Below are 24,746 nucleotides of genomic sequence, written 5' to 3'. Positions count from 1 at the left end.
GGCAAGGTGTGGAAGCGCAGTAATGTGTGAAGCTAACTTGTACTAATTGGCTGATTGTCTTGACCATATAATCTGAGTTATTTTGAATTGCAAAATCGATTATGTAACCTCTAACTTCTTTACCGCACTGTGGGTCTGTTGAGACTAATCCCTCAACTAAAACCCAACAGGCAACCAGTTTTCCTGGCGACCATAGCGTTTTGGAACCACCTGATCCCATCTCGAACTCAGCAGTGAAACGATTCAGCGCCGATGATAGTGTGAGGCTTCCTCATGCGAAAGTAGGACATCGCCAGGGTTTTATCCCTAAAAGCGGCTCTTAAGCCGCTTTTTTTTTAATTTAATATCGAAAACAATTATTACTCATGGATTAATACTTATTTTAGGTTATTCTGTGTGATTATATTTGGTGCGATCTATTGCTCACATGCTATTCCTGCGCTAAGGTCCTCTTTAGACGAAGATCTTAAACTTTGGAATCGAGCATGACTTACGCAAAAGCCTGAGACCGAGGCAAAAGACGGTTTGAATGAGGGAGTTTGGATAAACTAAATGACCGAATTCAAACCATTATATAACGAGGAGATCGGGCTTTTGCGTAAGCCTGTAGAGTTGTCAATAGACCCTGTTTAACCTAGGATAAATTTTGCAATGGAAATTATGGATAGGCAGAAATGGTAGTTCAAGACATTTTAGATTTTATAAATCAATTACAGAGCCAGCACTCATTACCGTTTTTTGATAAGACGTATTTAAACGAACTGATAACTTATTTCAAAGAACGTTCATCTATTGAAAAGCTAACTGAACAAGACATTGAATTTTTAAAAGTTAGATTTGCCCATCGATGGTTTTCGGTTGCTGACGGAGAATACGACTATTGTCGTAGACCCGGAGAAGTTAATCAGTATTGGATAGAGTTAGCCCACAAGCTGGCTAAGATCACCGGAAAAACCTATCTTCAAATTTTGTTTCCTACGGTCGAAAACACCATCGATTTTAATAACTTCACTTCTTTGATAGAAACCGCACACCCCGAGAACTTATATCTAGGCTATGGAGGAAAAGCTCTTTTTCGAAAAAGAGGGCTATGTGAGCACTTGATTAAAGAAAGTAAATATTTATTAAGTACCAGCCGTAATTTTAAGAAATTTTCTCCAGTAACTATCGATGAGTTAATGCGCTTGAAATGGAATAACAAAAGGAAGGCAGAATTCTCTATATCAGGGGAAATTTTTTTTAATTTTTGGGATTTTTTACAAAAGAAAGTATTCCCACATCTGCAATCAAAGGGAAATATGCCTATACAGTCCTTAATAGGATTGTATGAGCTTGTTGGACTTTATTATTCCTATAAATCAAGAAATGAAGAATTCAGTGAGTTTAAGCGGCTAGTCCATCAGTTCTTGACTTCAATATATCGCTTAGATCTGAATCAATTGAATTATTTGTATGGAATTCAATTAAATAAGAACAAAGACGAATGCTATCTGTTTGAATTTTTAATTGATATCTATGCTGCAAGTACCTACGGTATTGATGAGCAAATGCAAGCAATTGCCAACTGGTTGTACCGATATAACCCCATATTTGTAATGCCAGCAATAGAGCAATCCCCTTCACAGTCCAGTGCCGACCCTATAGCCCAAGCTACAAGCGGTTGGAGAATAATGAAAAAACCTAGAAGCCTCGAAACTCAAATCATTGATGTTAAATTACTGCTTATCTCCTTGCTTGTTGGTGAATTTGAAACTTCCCCTTTTGGCTCTTCGTCGATTCATTTTTGGGACACAAGCAATAAAGTGTTTTCTAATGGAGCAGACATTTTTAATCACCTAATGCCTAATGTGCTATCAAATAATACCAATAAACTTCTATCAAACTATTCGGCAGTATTAAACAATAAAGTTGTTAAACATCAAAAATCGTGTAGTGTCTATTATTGGTTAACTGAATATCAATCAACTAAACAGTGGTATAAATGCGTTGAGCAGGGTGAATTAAATAAGCTGGGTATTTATTGGTTTGACCCTGAGTTACTGATGCATGCACTCGTAAAGAGCGCTGCCCATGATTCTGCCCTAAAAGGAAAAATAGATTTCTTTTTGGATGCTTTAGTTCATACTTATGCTCAAAAAGAAAAGGATCATATTATTCAATTTAGAGTAAATCTATTATTTGCCCAATTTTTGAAAAAATGCGAACCACATGAAAGAAAAAATGTATTAATGCTTATAGAATTACATTCTGGCATGGATTATAAATCCAATTTTCTGAAGAATTGTGTGTTTCATGTCATCCATCGCCTTAATCCGAACCATTTTACTACTGGAATTGCAAATGGTCATGCACTGTTTTCTACATTTAATTGGCCTGATCCTGATTCCCTAATAAGTAAGTGCCCACAGAAGAGTGTAGGTGATGCTATCGATGAGATGAAAAGCGTAGTCCATTCGCATGAAAAAAGCTTTAATGAGCGTACTTATAAAAGAATAACGAGTTATCTTAGTTTAATGAGTAGGCCTATATTAACGTTTGACGAAATGGAGGAGGCTAAACAGACTGGAAGAGCATTGGACTATCTTGGAGCACCAACTTAAAACGAAGTTGTCTTTGGTATCCAACTACAAAGCTTCAGAAAATTATCATATCGAGTCGAAGAGATCTCTCCGTGATGTAATGCATTAATAATTGCACAATTAGGGGTATCCACATGCGTACAATTGCGAAATTTGCATTGTGAAATCAAGGGTTTGAACTCTCTATAGCCTTGGGCAATTCGATTTTGGTCAATCTCCCATAAGATAAATTCACGAACACCAGGCGAGTCAATTAATGCTCCACCAGTGGGAAGATGATAGTATCGAGAGTTTCTTGTGGTGTGTTTACCTAATTCAGAAAAATCAGAAATTTGGTTGATTGCTATTTTTTCTTCGTGGGGCAAAATCAGCGAAATAATCGAAGATTTACCAACACCGGATTGGCCAACAAACACACTTACGTGATTTTTTAAATGCTCCTGTAACTCAACTATGCTTTTGGTTAATTCCTGGGATGTAAGGACTATGGAATACCCCAAAGATCTGTAGTCAGAATCAAGACGTTCTTTTATATCTGTGCTAGGTAGGTCTACTTTATTAAGGACAATAACAACAGCTAAGTTTAAAATATCAGCCATGATGAGATAACTATCTAATAGCGGCCAACTCACTTCTGGTTTTGGAGCCATCACTACAATGAGTTGAGTAATATTTGCTGCCACAGGTTTTTTAATGCCCCTCGAGCTAGGCCTGGCCAGTACACTAGTTCTTGGATATAGGCTGACAACTACCCCCTGATTCTCCCCTTCCAGTTGCCAGATGACTTTATCCCCAGCAACAACTGACTCAAGGTTAGGTCTAATCGTGCATAGGAGAGTATTCCCCGATGGATCTTCAATTTCAGCATGTCGGCTAAATCGAGTAATCACTAAGCCATCATTAAGGGAAGAATCATTCTTCTGCACTTCTTGGTGGTAAGTTCTTTGAATTTTAGCAATTCGAACTGATTGTTGTTTATTAATCCGTCTTTTACTCATAGTGACTGTTTATACTATAATGGTGGCTATTATTAAATACAGTATGAAGGTATTTCTTTTTTAATGAAAGTCTACTTAGTTGGCGGTGCAGTTCGCGATCAATTGCTTGGATTTCCTATGCAGGAGAAAGACTGGGTAGTCGTAGGGGCTACGCCAGAGGAGTTGATTAACCGTAATTTTAGACAGGTTGGTCGTGATTTCCCTGTGTTTTTACATCCAGAGACAAAGGAAGAATACGCTCTAGCAAGAACTGAGCGCAAAGTTGCTTCTGGATATTATGGATTTAGTTGTGATTACAGTAAATCAGTGACCTTAGAAGAGGATTTAGCAAGACGCGATTTGACCATTAACGCCATGGCGATGGATGAAAGTGGTCTGTTAATAGATCCTTATGGTGGAAAGAAAGATCTTGCAGCTAAAGTACTACGACATGTTTCACCTTCTTTTGTTGAAGATCCTGTTCGCGTTTTACGAGTTGCGCGTTTTGCTTGCAGGTATCATCACTTAGGCTTTACTGTAGCCAATGAAACAAGAATTCTCATGTACGAGATGGTCAAACGGGGTGAGTTAGCATTCCTTGTGGCTGAAAGGGTCTGGCAGGAGTGGCAACGAAGTTTAACGGAGGCTAATCCCGAACAGTTTATTTTAACGTTGCGTTCTTGTGATGCATTAAGAATAGTCTTACCTGAAATCAACCGCTTGTTTGGCGTGCCTAATCCTGCGCGACATCACCCTGAAATTGATAGCGGTATACATACCTTAATGACATTGCAAGCTGCAGTGGGGTTGAGTGCCGATCCTATTGTTCGTTTCGCAGCATTAGTGCATGATTTAGGGAAGGCCTTGAGCCCAATGTCAGAGTGGCCTAAGCATCATGAGCACGAAGAGCGTGGAGTAGCTGTTATTCAACAGTTGTGTGCTCGTTTGCGGATACCGAATGATTACCGAGATTTAGCTAAAATGGTTTCTCGTTATCATTTACTGGTGCACCGAGTATCAGAACTACGCCCTACAACCATCATTAAGGTTTTAGACGAAGTGGATGTGTTTAGAAGACCTACTTTACTGAATAAATTATTGATGGCATGCCAGGCTGATGCACAAGGTCGTGGATTTGAAGTGCATTATCCTCAAACAAAACGATGGCAGGACATTTATGCTGAATGTGTTAAGGTTAAGCCTGATAGGTTCATTGACCAGGGACATGAAGGCATTGCAATAAAGGAGGCGATGCGTCAACAACGCATTGCTCATATCGAACAAATGATGACTTCTTGGAAATCAAATGAAAAATAATCAAAATTTAATTTGGATTGATTTGGAAATGACTGGTTTAGAGCCAGAACAGGATAGGATTATTGAAATAGCAACAATAGTTACCGACTTAAATCTCAATATCCTTGATGAGGGACCAGTGTTTGCCGTTTCACAATCCAAGGAGTTGCTTGATAACATGGACAGTTGGAACACCAAGCAACACACGCAGTCAGGTCTCGTCAAACGAGTTTTGGACAGTGAAATAGGTGAAGCCCAGGCAGAGCAATTAACAATCGAGTTTTTAAAGCAGTTTGTTGATAAAGGGAAGTCTCCTATGTGTGGCAATAGTATTTGTCAGGATAGAAGGTTTTTATACAAATACATGCCTGATTTAGCCTCTTTCTTTCATTATCGTAATTTGGACGTCAGTACTTTAAAGGAGTTAGTTCAACGCTGGCGACCGGAGCTAATGAGTGGGGTTGTAAAGGAGTCTAAACATTTAGCATTAGACGATATCAAGGATTCAATCAATGAACTCATTTATTATCGCCAACATTTTATTCAACTGAAGGAAGTAAAATAATGGTTCAAAGAGAGCGTTTAGAATTACCCAATGGTGCTAAAAAATTACTTCTGCATTCTTGTTGTGCTCCATGCTCAGGTGAAGTAATGGAGGCACTCCTCTTTTCAGAAATCGATTTTGCAATTTATTTCTATAATCCAAATATTCATCCAGTACAGGAATATGAAATACGTAAACAGGAGAATATTAAATTTGCTGAAAAGCATGGAATCCCGTTTGTTGACGCTGATTACGATAAAGACAACTGGTTTGAGCGAGCAAAGGGCTTAGAGTGGGAGCCCGAGCGAGGAAAGCGATGTACCATGTGTTTTGATATGCGATTTGAACGAACTGCTTTATATGCGCATGAGAATGAATATCCTGTAATTAGTAGCTCATTGGGTATTTCCCGTTGGAAGGACATGAATCAGATCAACGATTGTGGTGAGCGCGCGGCTAGTCATTACCCTGATTTGGTTTATTGGACCTATAATTGGAGAAAGAATGGTGGTTCAGAGCGAATGTACGAAATCGCTAAAAGAGAGCAGTTTTACAAGCAAGAGTACTGTGGTTGCGTATACTCATTACGAGATACCAACGCTTGGCGCAGACAGAAAACACGCGAACGAATTAAAATAGGTGTTAACTATTACCAAGAGGCTGAAGAATAAAGGGAATTTATGACGACACATTCACATGAAGGAAATCATCAGCATCACCAACATGGTCATAATGAAGTAACGTATGACAGAGCTTTTATGATTGCCATTGCAGCCAATGGATTATTCGTCATTTTGCAGATTATTTTTGCTTACATTACCAACTCCACTAGTTTGTTAGCAGATGCTTTTCATAACTTGGGGGACGTTTTAGGTTTGATTTTAGCTTGGATTGCCACCGGTTTGATGAAACGGAAGCCCACTGCAAGGGCTACTTATGGTTGGAAAAAGACTTCAATATTAGCGGCTCTCATGAATGGGGCATTATTGGTGTTTACTTGTGGAATCATTGCTTCAGACGCAATGTACAAATTATTTTCTCCAGAAGAAATTCAAGCCGTTTCAGTGATGATTGTTGCGGGAATAGGAATAGTCATCAATTCAACAACGGCGTTACTATTTTTGCGGGGATCAAACGATCTGAATATTCGTGGGGCTTTTTTGCATTTATTTTATGACGCTTTGATTTCTGTCGGTGTTGTTATCTCTGCAGGTTTATTGTATTGGACGAATTGGTTATGGATTGATCCCATAGTGGGCTTGCTCATTGCAGTAGTCATATTAAAAGGAACTTGGTCGTTATTTGCGGATAGTTTTAGGTTGATTATAGATGGGGTTCCAAGTGATATTTCTTTATCGGAGGTCAGCGACTACCTTTCGGCGACTCCAGGAGTGAAGTCAATTCACGATCTACATATTTGGGCCATGAGTACTCAAGAAAATGCTTTATCAGTTCATATGCTTATGCCTGAAGCACCACTAAGCGATGAGTTACGCAAAGAGATGTCAGAAAAATTAAATAAAGAGTTTAATATTCAACATATCACTATCCAAGTGGAGCATACTGAAACGGAATGCAATGACGCATGTCATAATGAAAACAAAGTAATCTAACCAATCTTTGCAAAAGCGGGTTCTAATCGGTTTCAGTGACTAATTGCAACCCTTTTTTATAACAAACACAACTCGATAAAGGATCGTTTAGCTTTTCATGCAATTTACCCAGCTCATTATAAGCAGCAGGAGTTGGATTCAGTGCAATTGACTGCTCGATATAGTGTTTAGCTTTACCCCATAAGTGTTGATAAATGCATATGCGGCCTAAACAGAGATACAACGCCGCGGAATGCGGATTCTTTTTGAGTAAGGACTCTGCAAAAGCTAATTGTTGCTCCGTTGCTGGTAACAGTCCATAGAGTTCGATGAGCTGATTATCAACTTCTTTACGAAGGTTTTGTTTAATTAGCTGCTCTGCTTGAGTAAACTCTCCTAGCTTTATTAAAAATCGGACGTATTCTGCAATGATGGCTGAGTTTCCATTTAATGCTTTAGGTAAAGAATTGAATACAGTATGAACTTGACTTAGTTGATTTTGCTTAATTAATTCATTCATGGCTTGCAAATAGGTATTTTCTTGCAGCTGAGAAAATTCTTGATTTGAAATCACACTGTTTTTTTTCAAGTCTGGTAACAATGCAATAAGTTGATGCCAATCTTTTATTTCTATGTAAAGATTCATTAGTAACTTTAAGACATAGGGATGGCGAGGAGCCAGATCTTGTAGATGTTTTAATGTGGCTAATGCTTGCTCCCATTGATGATTAGCGATTTGTAACTGCGCTTGAGTTAATTCAACGGCAATTTTAGCTTCAGGCATACACTGTTGCGCTTCTCGTAAATAATGATCGCGAAGTGTGCTGTCCCCCATCTTTTGGGCGGCACGGGCAGCAGTTAAATAATTGAGCAAAGGTGTATCTGTGTTTGGTAAGGCTTGAATTAGGTGATTTTTTGCTTTTTGCCAATATCCCTCACTGTATTCAATTAACCCTTTACGAGTAATTACTTGGGCTTTATGAGCTAAGCGCCTTGAATGCCATTTATTAATGGTAGCCGGAGTTTTTGCAATTCGATGACATAACTGGATCATTAGATGGGATACAATAAAGAGCAAAAGTAAGCCAATTAATGCTGTCCATAAAGTGGTTTCTAGTGTCCAATGATTAATGGCGATTAACACGTAGCCAGGGTCTAAATTGAGTTGGGTTCCCAAAACAACCGATGTCAAAAGTATGAAAAAAGCCAACAGAATCCGAAACATTATTTATTCTCCTCTTTTTCTTGAGAAGCTTGGTCATCAAAGGCAGTTTTATCATCAATGAATTGATTGAGTTGTGGTAATGCTTGCCCAACTTGAGGTTTTTCTTGAGTAAGTCGTGTCTCTTTTAAAGAGACTAATTGTTTTATTAATTCTTTTGTAGTTTGAGTATTAAGATTAAAGCTCCTTCTAATGTTCGTGATGGCTTGATCCAAGGATTGTTGAAAAACGTCAGGATTATTATTTAGAACTGCCCATCGAGCTTCTTGTAAATAGAGGTGAATACTTTCTTTTAAAGTTGTTTCTAATAAAGGGGAAATGATTGGTTGAATGGGTTCATTGGTATGTCGAATGACAACAAGTGTTTTTAAAAAGCGCACGCTGTCTTGTAGCTGGGCTCTCCATCCTGTTTTATGATGACTTTCTAAAGCAATCTGATTTGCATTGTCCTGAGGGGTTGTAATGGTTTTGATGGTTAGATTGTTTACACCTGATTGTGCCGCATCAATTTGGCTCAAGATTCCTGTAATATCGATTTGTTCAGTCGTTTTTAATTGAGAGATTTCTTTTGCTATGGTTTGGCGAATTGTGAATAATTTAGGGCTATGAACATCCTTTAACAGTAAATCAGCTTGTTCTAATAGAACAACTGTGCTGTCAAAATTCTTGCTCCAATACGCATTAATTTGTGCCAACTCAAGGTAATATTTAGCCTTTAACAAAATCCAATCATTGTTTTCATAGTGTCGTTGATTAAGACTAGTTTGTAACTGTTTGCTTAACAAATTGATTTTACTCTCTAAATCAGTTTGAATTTTTTCAATTGACTGAGAAGTCGTATCAACTAATTGTTGAGTCGTATTTTGGTTTTGTTTAAGTTCATCGAGCTTGTTTGATAGTTCTTTTTCAATAGTAGCTGTATTCGTTTGATGGAGCTGATTAGAGCGCATTGAATAAATTGCTATGATCATTGCTGCAATCGCCACCACTAAAATGAGGCTGTTGACTAATGGCTTTGTGTGATGGTTTGGGCAAGCAGGCTTGATCTCGGACTTTACTTTGCTTGAATGGTTATCTGCCACAACCTTGTTTGGCTGTTCATTTTTGTGGTTGTTATTGGCCATAGGTCAATCCTTGTAATCAAATAATGTACCAATCATCCTTTCAGGATGGCTAATCATAATATTCTTGAAGCCCAATGCAGCAGCTGATTGAGCTAGTCGTTCGCTAATGACAAGACAGGTCTTATTTTGCAGCCAGGCTTGTCCTTCCTTATTGAACATGTTAAATAAGTTATGGATCGATTGTTCGCTAGTCAATAAGATAATGTCAACTTTATCCTCCTGCCACAAAGCGTTAATTCGCTCAGAGGAAATGCTTGGCGCGACTCGTTTATACACTTGTAAAAGGACGATTTTTGCTCCTTTAAGCAATAAATACTCTTCAATAACTTTGCGCCCTCCCTCTCCTTTCACTAAAAGCAGGTGTTGGTTTCTTATTTGCTGTAAGGATTTGAGATTTAACAAATGTTCGCTATCTGGTAAATCAGGGGTATCATGGGCTGCAATATTAAATTGCTCCAGAGCACCAGCCGTTCCTTTCCCAATAGCAATCACGTGAATGTTATCGGGCCATTTTATTTTTCTTTTCTTTAATTCATTAAAAAAATAACGAACTGCATTAGGGCTTACAAAGATTGCCTGGCTGATTAAGTTCAAATGAGTTAATGAATCTGTCCAGGAATTATTAGTCGCTTGTATTTCTATTGTAGGGAACTCAATCGGTATACCACCAGCTTCCTTAATTTTACTACTTAATACCTGAGCCTGTTCTTTAGGGCGGGTGTTAAGTATGCGCAGTCCTTTGAGTGTCTTGCTCATAATGATACCGTATTTAAAATCATTTTAGCTCCTTGGGATAATAATGCTTCAGTGCATTTTTTCGCTAGTTCATCCACATTATTGAGTCCACCCTCTTGTTTATCATATATGACTTTGGCACCATCTTGGGAGAGTATTTTTGCTCTTAAGAGCAAGCTATCTGAAGAACTTTGGGTGCAAAATACGGCTAATGGCACGTGGCAATTACCACCCAATAAGGCGTTTACCTGTCTTTCAGCGTTCACACAGATAGACGTTATTGGGTCATTCAATGGATTGATAATCTGATTAATTTCAGAGTCATTTTCCCTTGTCTCTATGCATAAAGCACCTTGTCCACAAGCTGGCAGCATTAGATTGTCAGATAAAATTTCAGTGACTCGCTGATTAAAACCCATTCGCTCCAAACCAGCGGCCGCCAAAATAATTGCATCATATTCCCCATTGTCTAATTTGGAAAGGCGAGTATTGATGTTTCCTCTCAGGGTTTTTATTTGTAAATCTGGCCGGTGAGCTAAAAGTTGAGATTGACGTCTTAAACTTGATGTCCCAATAATTGCATTGCTGGGAAGAGCGTTTAAACTGAGGTGGTTATTGCTGACAAAAGCATCAAATGGATTATGACGCTCACAAATAGCAGCCAAGCATAAGCCATCTGGGAGCTCAGCTGGCATGTCTTTTGTTGAATGAACAGCAAGATCAGCTCTTTTATCCAATAAAGCTTCTTCCAATTCTTTGACAAATAATCCTTTTCCCCCTTTTTCGAGTAGTTTGTCTTTAAGAAATTTATCTCCAGACGTGACCATAGGAAGTAATTCTATATTCATGCTTGGAAATTGCTCCAACAACAACTGTTTAACAAAATTAGCTTGCCATAATGCAAGAGGACTTTGTCTTGTCGCAATTCGTACTGTTTTTGTGTGCATGGAAATTACTACTGATTAGACATAGTTTAGATAATATCATTGATTCACGGTAGAAATAAGAGCAAGCATGGAACATAAGTCCATTAATTTTGAGCCCACGAAAGCTTACAGGATAAGCTCTAAATAGGGTTTGTTTAAGCTGCTTTGATGGACAAAGCGATAAATATATATGTCCAGCCAGTGACAATCAGTTCGATGGCAATGAAAAGACCAATAACCCATAATCCACTGATCGGCCATTGAGCCATGATAAGAACACCAAGAATAATTGCAGTTACACCTGCTAATAATAGCCATCCCCATCCTCTAGCCTCTTTTAAAGCAATCGCCATAATAATGCGAGCTAGTCCAATCACGATGAGGATGGCAGCTAAAAATGCCGTAATTAAAGTCGATGCTAAGAACGGATCATAGAAGATGACCCCACTGGCAGCAATGTATAGGATGGCAATCAAAGCTTGCCAAACCATTCCTTTCCATTCCTTGTACTTAAATACATCAATAACGTGACTTAAGCCTCCAAGAAATAAAAGTGCAGCAAAGAAATACATACTCACTAGAGTAATGCTTACAACCATGCCAAGGCCAGCACAGCCCAAAAACAGAAATAATATTCCAAAGCCTAATATCCATCCCCAATTTCTCTTTAACTCATCCATTGGTTCTTCTGTTCTGGCCATGACATTTCCTTGTCTTTTATACGATACAATACATCCATTAATTCATAATATTGACTTAAATTCAATAAGTTGTCTAATTAAAATTTTGCATCTTAGTATGTATCAAAACCCCTCATCGACACCTCTAGTCTTAGCAGAACTAACTAATGGAGGATAGAAAGTCTTGAAGGCAATAAAATTCAGAGTTACATCAACGTGGATTGATCGCGATGACGACAAGGTGTACAATAATAAGTGAGTACGGTAATTAATGATTCTATTTATGCCTTATAAGTTCCTGAGTGGTAGTTTTTCTTGCCATAATCCACAGTTGTTCATGTCAATTTGCTCGTATAAAAATCACTCTTACATCATCGTTGGTGCACGTGACAGTAAAACTGGGGAGCAATACGTCCTGGCTCATTTTGGTCGTTTTGTTCAAGGCCTGATGCCTGAACGTATGCCTACAAGAACTGAAGGCATTCCAATTGATATTCAAGCTTTTAGTTTTACATTCACGCAATATGAACAGCTTTTTTATTTCTTAAAAAAATGCAATCCAAATATTAGTTGTGCTGTTCCAATGGTTTGGTTAGAGAATAAAAGTTGCTCTGAACCGGGACAGGATGTAGAGTTTATTTGGAGTGAGGGTAACCCCGCTAAATCCAACCAATCAACGATTGATATGCCTAAATTAGTTGGAGGTCTGTCACTTTCAAATAATTGTCGAACCAATGCTAAGAGTATTACAGAGAAAACAATTAAAGCGGACCATTTGCCAGGAGTTTCATCGTTCTATTTTCGAGGGTTACCTTTTAAAGCTCATCTAAGTAACGGACATATTTACGAGCAATTATTTATCTATCCACCGCCACCACCTCAATTGAAAGGGAACAGAGATAATGATCAACAATGGCATATTTTGAATAAACTCTATCTAAGATTGGATGAAATAGCGAAAACGTCTTATCGAAAGGACCCTGCAATAAGCCATAGAAAATTCGATGCGTTAAAGGAACTCTACCAGATAGAGTATGATCGGCTCATTGGAGCTGAGCCTGTAAGTACAATGAATCTGTTATCAGATATAGATCACTGGGTAAATAGGGATGTGAATAAGTCGCTAATTGATGAGCGTCGATCAACGTCATTTTTTAAATTTAAAACAAGCACCAGAAATATGTTTGATGCTATATTAAAGGACTATAAAAAGATAATGCTCTCTCAAGAAGAGAAAGAAGGCACAGGTTTGGACATGCAAGTTTGAACATGAAATAGCGTTTTTATAAATAGATTTTTGCAAATGATAATTAATAGTAATTTTAAACCAGCAAGGTGGCTAGCCAACAACCACGTTCAGACCATATACAGGACTCTAGCCCATCGTCTAAAGCCTCGAATTGATTTTTTCGAACACCTAGAGCTTCCAGATGGTGATTTTGTTGAATTGGCTTGGTCGGTGGACGGCGTCAGTAATACTGCTCCTTTAGTTATTCTTCTTCATGGCTTAGGAGGAAGTAAGAATTCTGCTTATGTTGCCAGTATGTTCAGGACTTACAATCAATTAGGGTACCGAGTGGTTTTGATGAGCTTTCGCGGAGCAAGTGGAGTGCCAAATCGGTTACCGCGAACTTATCATGCAGGGGATACAGGAGATTTGGCTTACTTACTGTCTCATTTGAGACAACTAGAACCAACAACAAAAATAGCTGTTGTGGGTATTTCATTAGGAGGAAATGTGCTTCTTAAGTGGTTGGGCGAGTCTGGCGAGAAATCGATGATCGATGCTGCTGTTGCTGTCTCGGTGCCTTTCCAGCTCCAAGAAGTGGTGAAAACGATGAATAAGGGATTTTCACGTGTATATCAAGCCCATTTGCTTAAGAGTTTACGAGCGGTTTTTGTACAAAAGTTGGATATAATCAATAGCCAGCTAAAGCTAAGTAAACATGATTTGTGCTCAATAAAGACATTGTTTGCGCTCGATGAAAACATAATTGCACCTTTGCATGGTTTCAAAAGTGCCAACGATTATTATCAACAATCAAGTTCCAGGCAGTATTTATCGGCTATTAAAACACCTACTTTAATCATCCACTCTTTGGATGATCCATTTATGACCCCAAAGGTTTTGCCCGACGTGAGAGAGTTGTCTTCTACTGTTTTGTTGGAGCTGAGCCAATATGGAGGGCATGTTGGTTTTATTGCTGCAAAATCAGGTAATCATACCACTTGCTGGCTTGAGCAACGCATTCCTCCTTTTTTTGCGGATTTTTTCGGATAGGGTCATCTACAAGCACAAAAGACTCAGTATTAGCAAAGCGTAATATGGCAATAAAACTATGCTATAATAGTCAAACATGCTAATTCATCAGCAAGTTGTTGAGCTGAATAACGATAAGTTTTATTTCAACAAAACTTATCAACAACAGCTCTCAATAGATAAGAGTTTGGATGGTTTTGCTCAGGAGGAGCTATGCAACATTTTTCAATCCCCGCCTGTTACTTTCCAAGTACGGTTGTGTTCGTTGATGATAGTCGAGATTTTTTACTTAATTTTGTTTTGCAATTAGATGAAAGTTTAGCCTATCGAGTGTTTGATTCTCCTTTTGATGCCTTGAAGTGTATTCAAAAAAAGAAGTGCGAATTGGATCTGTTAAATGAGCGCTGCAATAATGAGTATCAAGAAGCCCAGAGCTGTCCTCTTACGAATCATACGAACAATTTTGATTTTGCAGCGATTCATGCTGAAGTCTACAATTACAGGCGATTTTCTGAAATATCGGTTGTGGTCGTAGACTATGCAATGCCCCATATGGATGGATTAGATTTTTGTAGACGAATTGAGGACAGCAATATAAAAAAGATTTTGCTCATAGGGCAGGCGGATGAAAAACTGGCTAGAGAAGCATTTAACGAGGGATTAATTCATCGTTATATTAAAAAGAGTGACCCTCAAATTGCAGAATTAATAAGCCAGAGTATTCATGATCTGCAAATGCAGTACTTTAAGAACATGTCAGATATGATTTTACGAGTATTGTCAATAGAAGCTCCCAGCTGTCTACATGATAAAAAATTTGCAGAGATATTTTGGAGTTTTTGTAAAGAAAAAGGCATTGTTGAATTTTATCTGGCTGATAATTCTGGTAGCTTCTTGATGCTTGATGATGATGCACATATTGGTTTTTTCATCATAAAAAGGGAAAACGATATGCGCTTACACTATGAAATGGCTTTAGATAGCGGAGCAAGTAAGGCAGTACTGGAGCAACTAAAGTCGGGTGAGAAAATTCCTTGCTTTTGGCAGCATCATTCAGACTCTCCTCAGTGGAGTGAGTGGTCAAGTTGTTTAGTGCCCGCAAACAAATTGATCTCTAACGAAGTCTATTATTATGCCTATGTCCAGGGGGCTGTTTTATTCGATGTTCGCCTGGATAAGATTCAATCATACCATCAATATCTAGAAGAATTAGATGCAGAAGAACTGTTTCTAAGTTAAGAAGAATTGCTATCTATGCAACAAATTTTTTTGCCATGCGTAGAGGATAGTCTTTAAAAACAAACGACTTCTAGGTATCATTTTGATATTACTATCAATGGGTGGCCAAACATGAGGCTGATCTTAGCGATTTTGGGTATGGTTTTATCATGCAACTTGAGTGCTGATGATGTAGACACACAACAAATTATCCAAAGAATCAAACCAGTGGGAAAGGTACGAATTCAGGAGGAGATGAATAACGTTACCTCGGCGCAGCAACAAACCAAATCGGATCAAACAGTGACTGAAGTTAAAAAAATGTCTGGTAAAGATACATTTGAGCGTTATTGCATCGTGTGTCATAAAGATGGTTTAGCGGGCGCACCGAAGTTTCAAAACACAGCTGACTGGGCCCCTAGATTAAAAGGACGGACTATTGAGGATCTAGTCGCCTCCTCTGAAAAGGGTCTAAATGCTATGCCTGCAAAAGGAACATGCAATGAGTGTTCCGACGATGATCTTAAGGCAGCAATTCAATATATGTTACCTAAATCATGAATAAATTAGCATTTAAAAAAACCCAGACTCTATTAGCCTTAATTACTTTGTTTGTGTTATTTTCCTCCTTCTATTTTGAGTACGTGCAAGGCCTACAGCCTTGTCCATTATGCCTAATGCAGCGATTGTGTGTGTTTGTTTTGCTAGGGTTGGCTGGATTAAGCTTTGCTACTCGAAAAAGGGCTCACTTTATCATTTTATTGCAAGGATTGTTTGCCATCGCCGGGTTATATTTTGCTTCAAGGCAATTATGGTTAATTTCTTTACCGCCAGGAAAAGTTCCTGCTTGTATGCCGGGACTTGATATACTCATTAAATATTTTCCATGGCAAGACGTTGCCAAAGCTTTATTTTTGGGCGCAGCGGATTGCGCAGAAACAAGCTGGAGTTTATTGGGGATCAGCATGCCAGGATGGACCGCCCTGTATTTTTTATTTATGGCTGGCGTATCTTTATTGTTATTCATGTACACACGACCACCTAAATCCTGAATTTGCTGGAAGAGGCATGAAGCTTCTGGTAAATAATTGTTCTTTTAGGTATCATTCTTCGATTTTGATAATCCACTTCATGTCATGAATACTTTTGCTTGCGAAGTTCTGCATCAACATACAAGTAATAAAGCTCGAGTTACTCGAGTTACTACTCCTCACGGCCAGTTTACTACGCCTGTATTTATGCCTGTGGGAACGAGAGCCGGTGTGAATAATATGACGCCTCTTGAGCTAAAAGCAGCCGGTAGTCAAATTATATTAGGTGGAAATACTTACCATATGCTCTGTGAGCCGGGCATGGAAATCATAAAAAAATCAGGCGGCATGCATCAGTTCATGGGATGGCATGGGCCGATGTTAACCGACAGTGGTGGATTTCAGGTGTTTAGTTTGTCTAAAAACAAAGAAATTTGTACCATTGATGAGTTTGGCGCCCATTTTAAATTACCAGGTAATAAAGACCTAATTCACATGACGCCTGAAATGTCCTTGGAGACACAAAAAATAATTGGTGCGGACATTATCATGGCTTTTGATCAATGTACTCCTGATGCTTGCCCAAAAGACGAAGTAAGACAGATCATGACCAGAACTCATAGATGGCTGGGTCAATCGAAAATTTATCATCAGCAACATCCCGAATCTTGTTATGGATTTAAGCAAGCACTATTCGGAATTATTCAAGGTGGAATCTATGAAGATTTGCGCAAGGAAAGCGCTGATTTTGTCACTTCAATGCAAACCGATGGGGTTGCAATTGGCGGTGAAACCATCGGTTTTAATATGGAAACTACAGTGAACGTAATTCGATGGATATATAATTATCTTCCGGTCAATAAACCTCGATACACTATGGGGGTTGGGATGTCACCCCAAGATCTTTTAGATGTTGTCGCTGAAGGAATTGATATGTTTGATTGTGTGGCTCCAACACGCAATGCTCGACATGGGGCATTGTATTGCGGGGAGTTGGTTAAAGAGGGTAATTGGTTGAAGTTCAGTAGTGATTACCCCAATGAGCGTATTCAAATAAAGAAAGCTTGTTTTGCAGAGGATTACAGTCCAATTATGGAAAGTTGCACCTGCTATACCTGTAAAAATTATTCACGATCTTTTCTGCACCATTTATCAAAACAAAAAGCGAATGTATTTACAGCACTTGCAAGTATTCATAATGTTCATGTACTGCATGATGTTTGTGCCAATATTAGACAAGCTGTGATTCATTCTTAATTATTAATGTTAAACAGGAGAAACCATGATTTTAATCAATACGTCTAAGGGCGATATAAAAATTGACTTAGATAATGAAAATACGCCGATTACAGCGGAGAACTTCCTCAATTACGTCCGCAAGGGGTTTTATAATGATACTATTTTCCACCGAGTAATAGATGGTTTTATGATTCAAGGTGGTGGTTTAGATGCAAACATGGAACAGAAAAAAACCGATGAACCCATTAAAAACGAAGCCAAACAGGCTAAACCAAACAAAAGAGGCACAATTGCTATGGCAAGAACGATGGACCCACATTCAGCTACGGCACAGTTTTTTATCAATGTCGCTGATAACGGATTTTTGAATTTTAGTGGTGAGCATTCTCAAGGCTATGGGTATTGTGTTTTTGGTGAAGTTGTTGAGGGTATGGATGTAGTCGATTCAATTGTTAAAGTAAAAACAGGTCATAAACATGGCCATGCTGATGTGCCAGTTGATGAAGTGACAATCATTGAAGTGAAGGAAATAGAGGGATAATTAACCTTTATCTTCTCTTTTTTAAAGTCTCCGAGTAGTCAAAGATTGGAATTTCTATATGGAAAAATATAGCTAAGACACGTGCGGTAAATATACTTACTAAAGTAATGACGATGTTGATGTTGTGTGGGACGTGGAAATAGTTTAGAGCTATAAATAGGACTGCACCAGCGAGAGCAATAACTGCATATAACTCTTTTCTTAATACCAAGGGAATATCGTTGCATAAAATATCTCGAAGCATGCCTCCACAGATTCCAGTGATCATACCACTGATTACAGCTACGCTCGGGGGCATTCCATGTGCCAGGACTTTTTCTGTTCCAAGAATAACAAACGTGGATAGTCCAAGGGCATCTAATATCAAAAACACTCGAATGAATTTAACTAAGGAATGGGCTATAAAGATGGTTAAAAATGCACTGATAGAGGTGTATAATAAATATTCCGGATGAGCTACCCAATTTAATGGATAGGTATTGAATAACGTATCTCTTACAGTTCCGCCTCCTAGCGCGGTTATCGAGGCAATGAGAATCACGCCAAAAAAATCCATTTTCTTTCGTCCAGCAGCTAATGCGCCCGTGATTGCTTCGACGCAAATGCCCATGATAAAAAGAAATTGGAGTAACATAAAGGTGGTTTTTGAATGTAATTGTGACAATAATATCATTAACCAGCCAAATGGAGAAATTTTTAAATTGGACTAGACTCTTAATAAAGAATCTAGTGAATTCATGAGGAGTTTATGTATGGATGAAGTAACAGTTAACGTGCGTCAAGTTCACGTTACTGACATAGATAGCGATGTGCCTGAATCAATCGTTGTTTTAGACAATAAATTAAAGGATATGTTAACAACGGTTGAGAGTAAACTTATGAATCCTTTGGCCTATACCGGCGATGATTTAAGAGGATATCTGGTTTCATTAAAAAACCTTGAAAAAGAATTAGAAGGGGCATTAAATGGGGTTTTTACCTTAGTGAATTTTATGAGTTCCAAGGACAAGGATTTTAAAGAGCTATTTTATAATGGTGAAGAGATGGAATCATTTAGCGAGTTTCTTGCGGAAAGCCTAAGCAAGCTCGAAGAAGCGGAATCCAAAAATTAAGTTTTTGTTAAACTTCTTAGCATACCCCATTAATAAAACCTAGTGCATTGATGTTGCATATCTGTTTGGAGAAATTCATGACGAACCTTGATTGCTTGTTAAGCCCCTACCCACTTAACAAGACTCTCACATTAAAAAATAGAATGGTTATGGCACCCATGACTAGAAATATGGCGAATGAAGAGTTAAGCCCAACAGAAAAAATGGCCGAATATTATTCAAGAAGGGCTGAATCAGGCTTGATTGTAACTGAGGGAACCATCATTGCACCGAGTGGAAGGGGATATAGCAATACTCCAGGAATTTATACCCAATCACAGATCAATGGCTGGAGAAGGGTTACCGATAAGGTTCATGCACAAGGAGGAACTATCTTTTTACAAATTTGGCATGTTGGAAGAGTGTCTCATCCCGTTTATTTAAATGGTGCATTGCCTATTTCTGCTTCAGAAACAGTGATGACGGGGAAAATTCGGCGAGCGGAAGGTCTTTTTTATGGCAAATCCAGAGCTGCGACTTTGATGGAAATCCAGGAGCTTATTGACCAATATGCACAGGCCGCAAAGAATGCAATTGATGCAGGCTTTGATGGAGTAGAAATTCATGGGGCAAATGGGTACTTAGTTGATCAATTTCTACATTATCACACGAACCACCGTAGCGACCATTTTGGCCAAACTCCCGAGAATATGGCGCGCTTTGCTATTGAAGTTGTAAAGTCATGTATTAAACAGGTTGGAGCTGATCGGGTTGGTATAAGACTGTCTCCTGGAAGCTATTTAAATGAAATCGTTGGTGATCCAAGAGATGCCCTGGTTTTTCAATATTTATTAGCACAATTAAATGCATTAAAGATTGCTTATGTTCATACAGGGAATTTTAATGACGATGTGCAGTTTAATGAATTAGGTAATCGGACGATGACGGAGTTCCTGCGTTATTACTACACTGGAACAGTGATAGCGAGTGGTGGTTATACTGTGGAAAAGGCAAATCAAGATATTCTCAATAAAAAATACGACTTAATTGCTATAGGTCGACCATTTATTGCAAATTACGATTTAGTCAGTAGAGTTAGAAACGGATCAGCATTGATCCCTTATGAAGTGAACATGTTAGAAACTTTGTTTTAGTGGAGTTCTCTAGAAATACACTTTATATTGCAATTCGTTGATGCACCCAGTTTTCCTTTGAGTTACAGTTCATGCAAAGATGAAAATTCTTTTTATCAGTGAATATGGTCTCTCGGAAAGCACGATAGCGTTCACCATTCCATACTTTACGGAACCCACCATCATTAATATTTCCTAGTGGCACCTTCGAGTAAGCATCATAACAACAAGGTACAACTTCACCATTCCAAAATACGCATGAACTAGAGTAGAGCTTAAAACAAGAGGGATCGATGGTTCGTTTGTAATCTATGTAGCCATTACAGCTTTGATAAATAGCATATTCGCTTGTGATGGGTTTGTATTTATCTATTAACGCTTTTAAAAGCACTTGATCATACTGTCTAAAGATGAAATAGCGTAAAGTGACTTCATTAGCTCCAATTTCTTGCGCTAGTTTAATCACTTCACCAACTTCTTGTTCATTTGTCTTCATTAAAATAAATTGCAATTCTATAAATGGTGTCTTAACTCCAAATTTCTTTTTCGTTTCACTCAATTTTTGAATGCCATTTTTAACCGTTTCAAAAAAATCCTTTCCTCGAAATGCAGCATAGGAGTCGTTGTTTACACCGTCTAGAGAGATGGTAATTCTATCAAGTCCTGTTTTTACAATGTTCTCGCAATTCGTGTCATTATTTAAAGTAGTGCCGTTGGTATCCATTTGGATGTAGATGTTTTTAGATTTAGCGTAGCGAAGCATTTCTGGGTAGTGGGGATTTAAAGTGGGCTCACCATAATTCCAGAAGAATAGCTGCATTAAATGATCCCCAACTTCATCCATTAAGCTTTTAAATAACTCCAAAGACATATGTCCCTTTTCTCTCCCGAGGGTATTATTGCCTGTGGGGCAAGAGGGGCAAGTTAGGTTGCATATGTTGGTAGGCTCTACAAACATGGATAGAGGCATGTTGGTTAGGTAAGTTTTATTGTGTTGGAAGTTTCGGTAGGTTTTAACTGAATTAATGGTTCTTCTAAGATCTCTAAATAATAGCTTTCTTTCAATGAGGTCGTTAAACCCATTTTTAAATAATTCCTCATCTGCTTGTCTTTTATGGGGTTTGGCCATCCGCAACTCAGCTCTTGGCTTCATGAGTTCGTATAAAAATTTATGGAGTATATTCATAACTTGGTTACCTTCACTTGCTAGCACTCCCATAAAGGGTTTTTGTGATTATTATTCGCTATACCTTTCTACAGTATAGTTTAAAGAGGAATAATAGACCTCTTTCCGAACCTCAACTTTTGCACTTGTACTTACAAATACCAGCAATCAAATTAAATCTCAACCCAAATCGTTTTCTTCGGTTGCTATATCGGTCAGCAATGATTTTAAAACGCTTAATCATTCCAATGACATTCTCGTTTAAAATACGTTTACTTGAGAGCTCACGGTTTTTCTTTAATACTCACAATCCAGTGTACCTTAAAGGATGGGCAATCCCTATTGCTACCGATATCTCCTTTACCTTGGGAATAATATCTTTTTTGAGATCTCGGGTTCCCTTTTCACACAAAATTTTACTCACTGTAATCGCTATTTTTGATGATATTGCAGTCATTGTTATTATTGCCTTGTTTTATACCAAGAAATTATCACTACTTTCTCCATCACTAGCTTTTTTGTTTACCTTGAGTTTGATTGGCCAGGACTTACGAAAAACCCCAATCTCTTTGTTAAAAGAACTTTTTAATTCGGTCATTTAGTCCATCTAAACTCCCTCATTAAAAAGTTCTTTTGCCTCGACCTTGGGGTTTTTCGTAAGTCCTGTGGCTTAAATTATTCTAAATGTTTCCGCATTTCAGTGTTCATGCTTTTGGGAGCTGCTTTGTGTATTGCGGTATTAAAATCAGGCGTTCATGCAACGCTTGCAGGGATTGTGATCGCCATGACGATTCCTGATGAGGGGAAACATTAGATAGCTCACACATTTGATTGCAAGCATTATCCCTATCTGTTGCTTCACTCAACCCCGAATATTATAACCACCATCTACATAGATGACTTGACCCGTGATGTATTGGGCCTTTGGGGATACAAGAAAAGTGGTCATTTCGCCAATTGCATCAATGGTCACTAACTGATGAAGAGGCGCTTCATTAGCTGCTTTTTCCATCAATTGGTCAAAGTCAGACAAGCCTGAAGCTGCGCGCGTATTAATAGGGCCTGGCGAGATGGCATTGACCCTAATTTTTTTACTGCCCAACTCCATAGCTAAATAACGCACGGTTGTTTCTAATGCAGCCTTGACCGGCCCCATTAAGTTATAATTTTTTACGACCTTTTCTGCCCCGTAATAGCTCATGGTGATTAAACTGCCCCCAGCGCGCATCAGTGACTCAGCGGCTTTTGCTAATCGGATAAAGAAATGGCAGGAGATATCCATTGCTGTTATGAACCCATCGCGCGAGCAATCCACCACGCGGCCTTGTAAATCACTTTTTGGTGCAAAGGCAATCGCATGAATGATAAAGTCCAGTTTTCCCCAATGGGTTTTGATGCGTTGAAATAAATCTTCCAGTTGCGCATCATCTCTCACATCAAGCGGCATAAATATGGGGCAAGAAATACTATTCACCAGGGGTTGTACATATTCTTTCGTTTTTTCATTCTGATAAGTAATAGCAAGTTCGCTACCTGCTTCATACAAGATTTTGGCACATCCCCAGGCAATAGAGTCTTTATTAGCCACACCAACAATCAGGCCTTTTAAATGAGTCATCTGTGTTTCTCCTTATGATTTTCAAGAGCTGATACCGTGTTAATCTGCCAATGTTGATTTTGCGCTTCAATCCAATGCAGGATGAAATGCAACGCCATTTCATGGTCATAATCAGCAGGGAGCTCTATTTTTTCTGCTTGATTAACCGCAAACTCTTGCCTTTCATTGACTGCTGAAAATAAAGGGCTACTTCCTAAATCAGATACTTTGCCATGCGCTAAATGTTCCAATGAAGGCATTCTTGAAAACACTTGAAATTTTACACTTGATGAGCCTGTATTAATCACCAGGATGCTGCTTTTTATCTTGTTTCTCATTTTATCTTCCCAGCCTTGCGCGCTGCAGCCATTTTAACGGCCAAGGCGCAGGATAGGAGTCGAGTTCGCAATGAATCAGCGCGACTCGTCAAAATAATGGGTACACGGGCACCTAAAACAATACCCCCAGCATCAGCATGCCCGAGAAAAGTCAACTGCTTCGCTAGAATGTTACCCGATTCAATGTCAGGGACCAGTAAAATATCAGCATTGCCCGCGACCGGCGATACAATTCCTTTATCGTCCGCGGCCTGCTTGTTAATCGCATTATCAAACGCTAAAGGTCCATCAATAATGCCGTCGGTGATTTGTCCTCGGTCGGCCATTTTACACAAAGTAGCAGCATCGACGGTCGTTTGCATCTTGGGGTTCACTAGCTCTGTGGCCGCAAGAACAGCTACTTTGGGTTTTTTATCTTCTCCGAACAAGACACGCCAAAGATTAATCGCATTTTGACAGATATCCGCCTTCTCCCTAGCATTAGGCGCGATATTAATGGCAGCATCCGTGATAATAAGCGGTTTATGATAAGACGGAGCATCCATGATATAGGCATGACTGATACGGTATTTGGTACGTAAATTGGAGGTGGCAGGTACAATGGCTGCTAATAACTCCTGGCTACTCAGCGAGCCTTTCATGATGGCATCAATTTTTGCTGTTGCTGCCAACTCCACGGCTTTGCTTGCTGCCGCATCACTATGCTCTGTATCAATGAACTCCCATTGGGAGATATCAATGTCTACTTCATGAGCTGCTGCCTTAATCTTTGCCATTGGGCCAATTAAAATAGGAATAATGAGTTTAGCCTTCACAGAGTCGGCTACTGCGGTGAGCACATTGGCCTTTACTGGGTGAACAATCGCTGTGCGAATGGCCTCCATGCTCTGGCAAGATTGAATGATAGCTTGAAAGCGGTCGTGGCTATGAATTTCAATATGTGGCAAATCAGCTCTTGCCACTCGTATTTTTTGAGTCGGTGCAAGTACCGTGGCTAACCCTTCAATAACAATTTCTCCACGCTGATTCACTCCTTTGCAATCAAAAGTTACGATTGGCTTATCAGAGCATTTATCGCGCACGATTAGCGTGATGGTGATGTTGTCTCCAATACGAACCGGTTTTCTAAATTTAATATCTTGCTCAAGATAAATGGTCCCAGGACCAGGCAAAACAGTCCCAAGCAATGCAGAAATTAATGAACCAGACCACATCCCATGGCCAACAATGCCACGAAAAATATCGCTTTTGGCGAATACTGGATCCATATGAGCAGGGTTTACATCGCCAGACATTACCGCAAATAGCGAAATGTCTTCTTGCTTTAGTGTTTTATTTAAACTGGCTTGTTGGCCAAGAGCTAACTCATCAAAGGTAACATTTTCCAGAAACTCCTTATCCATTATCTCTCCTTGCACTACTTAATTTTATTTTTCATTTTTGAACAAACTTTCCGAG

25 protein-coding genes, 1 rRNA gene and 2 pseudogenes are annotated in these 24,746 nt (G+C 38.9%); 16 read left to right on the top strand and 12 right to left on the bottom strand.

Features of this window, described 5'->3' with window-relative positions; genetic code table 11:
* The first annotated feature begins 182 nt into the window (after positions 1-182).
* Both rrf and Lwal_RS07045 read left to right on the top strand, forming a co-directional pair.
* Positions 183-298: ribosomal RNA gene (gene rrf, locus Lwal_RS07050) — 5S ribosomal RNA — on the top strand.
* Between the two features lie 376 nt (positions 299-674).
* Entirely contained in the window at positions 675-2,600 is a 1,926-nt protein-coding gene (locus tag Lwal_RS07045) for a hypothetical protein (RefSeq protein WP_058480120.1), read from the top strand.
* On the opposite strand, the gene rsgA is transcribed toward Lwal_RS07045, so the two are convergent.
* Complete coding sequence (gene rsgA, locus Lwal_RS07040; protein ID WP_058480119.1) at positions 2,597-3,577, bottom strand: ribosome small subunit-dependent GTPase A; 981 nt, start codon at positions 3,575-3,577, stop codon at positions 2,597-2,599. The genes Lwal_RS07045 and rsgA overlap by 4 nt on opposite strands.
* Positions 3,578-3,640: 63 nt before the next feature.
* Between rsgA and Lwal_RS07035 the strand changes: the two genes are divergently transcribed.
* The 4 genes from Lwal_RS07035 to Lwal_RS07020 are packed head-to-tail and all read left to right on the top strand — an operon-like array spanning position 3,641 to position 7,009.
* Entirely contained in the window at positions 3,641-4,873 is a 1,233-nt protein-coding gene (locus tag Lwal_RS07035; RefSeq protein ID WP_058480118.1) for a multifunctional CCA addition/repair protein, read from the top strand.
* A complete protein-coding gene (gene orn, locus Lwal_RS07030) occupies positions 4,863-5,417 on the top strand; it encodes an oligoribonuclease (protein WP_058480117.1) in 555 nt (184 codons plus the stop codon). Before Lwal_RS07035 ends, orn begins: the two co-directional genes overlap by 11 nt.
* Positions 5,417-6,067 (top strand): epoxyqueuosine reductase QueH, encoded by a 651-nt coding sequence (locus tag Lwal_RS07025; protein WP_058480116.1) that lies wholly within the window; start codon positions 5,417-5,419, stop codon positions 6,065-6,067. The genes orn and Lwal_RS07025 overlap by 1 nt, the downstream gene beginning before the upstream one ends.
* A gap of 9 nt (positions 6,068-6,076) precedes the next feature.
* A complete protein-coding gene (locus Lwal_RS07020) occupies positions 6,077-7,009 on the top strand; it encodes a cation diffusion facilitator family transporter (RefSeq protein ID WP_058480115.1) in 933 nt (310 codons plus the stop codon).
* A gap of 22 nt (positions 7,010-7,031) precedes the next feature.
* Here Lwal_RS07020 and Lwal_RS07015 read toward each other — a convergent pair whose 3' ends face one another.
* The 5 genes from Lwal_RS07015 to Lwal_RS06995 form a co-directional block, all read right to left on the bottom strand.
* Positions 7,032-8,213 (bottom strand): heme biosynthesis protein HemY, encoded by a 1,182-nt coding sequence (locus tag Lwal_RS07015; RefSeq protein ID WP_058480114.1) that lies wholly within the window; start codon positions 8,211-8,213, stop codon positions 7,032-7,034.
* Positions 8,213-9,334 (bottom strand): uroporphyrinogen-III C-methyltransferase, encoded by a 1,122-nt coding sequence (locus Lwal_RS07010; RefSeq protein WP_058480113.1) that lies wholly within the window; start codon positions 9,332-9,334, stop codon positions 8,213-8,215. The genes Lwal_RS07015 and Lwal_RS07010 overlap by 1 nt, the downstream gene beginning before the upstream one ends.
* A gap of 3 nt (positions 9,335-9,337) precedes the next feature.
* A complete protein-coding gene (locus Lwal_RS07005) occupies positions 9,338-10,090 on the bottom strand; it encodes a uroporphyrinogen-III synthase (protein WP_058480112.1) in 753 nt (250 codons plus the stop codon).
* On the bottom strand, positions 10,087-11,016 hold the full coding sequence (gene hemC / locus Lwal_RS07000) for a hydroxymethylbilane synthase (RefSeq protein ID WP_058480111.1): 930 nt from the start codon (positions 11,014-11,016) through the stop codon (positions 10,087-10,089). Before hemC ends, Lwal_RS07005 begins: the two co-directional genes overlap by 4 nt.
* Before the next feature lie 134 nt (positions 11,017-11,150).
* Complete coding sequence (locus Lwal_RS06995) at positions 11,151-11,696, bottom strand: HdeD family acid-resistance protein (protein ID WP_058480110.1); 546 nt, start codon at positions 11,694-11,696, stop codon at positions 11,151-11,153.
* Positions 11,697-11,958: 262 nt separating this feature from the next.
* On the opposite strand from Lwal_RS06995, the gene Lwal_RS06990 reads away from it, so the two are divergent.
* The 7 genes from Lwal_RS06990 (at position 11,959) to Lwal_RS06960 (ending at position 17,964) form a co-directional block, all read left to right on the top strand.
* Positions 11,959-12,942 carry a hypothetical protein gene (locus tag Lwal_RS06990; protein WP_058480109.1) on the top strand — a complete coding sequence of 328 codons (984 nt, stop codon included), beginning with the start codon at positions 11,959-11,961 and terminating at the stop codon, positions 12,940-12,942.
* A gap of 36 nt (positions 12,943-12,978) precedes the next feature.
* The gene (locus tag Lwal_RS06985) at positions 12,979-13,956 is read left to right on the top strand and encodes a hydrolase (protein WP_058480108.1); all 978 of its coding nucleotides are present in this window, start codon (positions 12,979-12,981) and stop codon (positions 13,954-13,956) included.
* 192 nt (positions 13,957-14,148) lie between these two features.
* Complete coding sequence (locus tag Lwal_RS06980) at positions 14,149-15,174, top strand: response regulator (protein WP_058480107.1); 1,026 nt, start codon at positions 14,149-14,151, stop codon at positions 15,172-15,174.
* A gap of 111 nt (positions 15,175-15,285) precedes the next feature.
* Positions 15,286-15,714, top strand: coding sequence for a c-type cytochrome (locus tag Lwal_RS06975; RefSeq protein WP_058480106.1), 429 nt, complete (start codon positions 15,286-15,288; stop codon positions 15,712-15,714).
* Complete coding sequence (locus Lwal_RS06970) at positions 15,711-16,205, top strand: disulfide bond formation protein B (protein WP_058480105.1); 495 nt, start codon at positions 15,711-15,713, stop codon at positions 16,203-16,205. Before Lwal_RS06975 ends, Lwal_RS06970 begins: the two co-directional genes overlap by 4 nt.
* Positions 16,206-16,289: 84 nt before the next feature.
* Positions 16,290-17,441 (top strand): tRNA guanosine(34) transglycosylase Tgt, encoded by a 1,152-nt coding sequence (gene tgt, locus Lwal_RS06965; protein WP_058480104.1) that lies wholly within the window; start codon positions 16,290-16,292, stop codon positions 17,439-17,441.
* Positions 17,442-17,466: 25 nt separating this feature from the next.
* The gene (locus tag Lwal_RS06960; RefSeq protein WP_058480103.1) at positions 17,467-17,964 is read left to right on the top strand and encodes a peptidylprolyl isomerase; all 498 of its coding nucleotides are present in this window, start codon (positions 17,467-17,469) and stop codon (positions 17,962-17,964) included.
* 7 nt (positions 17,965-17,971) lie between these two features.
* On the opposite strand, the gene Lwal_RS06955 is transcribed toward Lwal_RS06960, so the two are convergent.
* Complete coding sequence (locus Lwal_RS06955; protein WP_058480215.1) at positions 17,972-18,598, bottom strand: trimeric intracellular cation channel family protein; 627 nt, start codon at positions 18,596-18,598, stop codon at positions 17,972-17,974.
* A gap of 118 nt (positions 18,599-18,716) precedes the next feature.
* Between Lwal_RS06955 and Lwal_RS06950 the strand changes: the two genes are divergently transcribed.
* The gene (locus tag Lwal_RS06950) at positions 18,717-19,076 is read left to right on the top strand and encodes a hypothetical protein (protein WP_058480102.1); all 360 of its coding nucleotides are present in this window, start codon (positions 18,717-18,719) and stop codon (positions 19,074-19,076) included.
* A 77-nt stretch (positions 19,077-19,153) separates the two neighbouring features.
* Positions 19,154-20,209 (top strand): alkene reductase, encoded by a 1,056-nt coding sequence (locus Lwal_RS06945; RefSeq protein WP_058480101.1) that lies wholly within the window; start codon positions 19,154-19,156, stop codon positions 20,207-20,209.
* Between the two features lie 22 nt (positions 20,210-20,231).
* On the opposite strand, the gene Lwal_RS06940 is transcribed toward Lwal_RS06945, so the two are convergent.
* Positions 20,232-21,374, bottom strand: coding sequence for a radical SAM protein (locus tag Lwal_RS06940; protein WP_162264095.1), 1,143 nt, complete (start codon positions 21,372-21,374; stop codon positions 20,232-20,234).
* A gap of 112 nt (positions 21,375-21,486) precedes the next feature.
* A pseudogene (locus Lwal_RS17325) lies at positions 21,487-21,651 on the bottom strand (IS5/IS1182 family transposase); the annotation flags it as partial.
* Here Lwal_RS17325 and Lwal_RS18180 point away from each other — a divergent pair.
* A pseudogene (locus tag Lwal_RS18180) lies at positions 21,647-22,161 on the top strand (Na+/H+ antiporter NhaA); the annotation flags it as partial. The pseudogenes Lwal_RS17325 and Lwal_RS18180 sit on opposite strands and share 5 nt — an antisense overlap.
* Before the next feature lie 54 nt (positions 22,162-22,215).
* On the opposite strand, the gene fabI reads toward Lwal_RS18180, so the two are convergent.
* The 3 genes from fabI to Lwal_RS06920 are packed head-to-tail and all read right to left on the bottom strand — an operon-like array spanning position 22,216 to position 24,691.
* Positions 22,216-22,971 carry an enoyl-ACP reductase FabI gene (fabI, locus tag Lwal_RS06930; protein WP_058480098.1) on the bottom strand — a complete coding sequence of 252 codons (756 nt, stop codon included), beginning with the start codon at positions 22,969-22,971 and terminating at the stop codon, positions 22,216-22,218.
* Positions 22,968-23,288: a hypothetical protein gene (locus tag Lwal_RS06925; RefSeq protein ID WP_058480097.1), complete on the bottom strand. Its 321-nt coding sequence runs from the start codon at positions 23,286-23,288 to the stop codon at positions 22,968-22,970. Before Lwal_RS06925 ends, fabI begins: the two co-directional genes overlap by 4 nt.
* Positions 23,285-24,691: a bifunctional enoyl-CoA hydratase/phosphate acetyltransferase gene (locus Lwal_RS06920; RefSeq protein WP_058480096.1), complete on the bottom strand. Its 1,407-nt coding sequence runs from the start codon at positions 24,689-24,691 to the stop codon at positions 23,285-23,287. Before Lwal_RS06920 ends, Lwal_RS06925 begins: the two co-directional genes overlap by 4 nt.
* Positions 24,692-24,746: the final 55 nt, after the last annotated feature.

This window comes from Legionella waltersii (genome assembly GCF_001468085.1).
Lineage (GTDB): Bacteria > Pseudomonadota > Gammaproteobacteria > Legionellales > Legionellaceae > Legionella > Legionella waltersii.
This window is presented reverse-complemented; position numbering and strand designations above follow the sequence as displayed.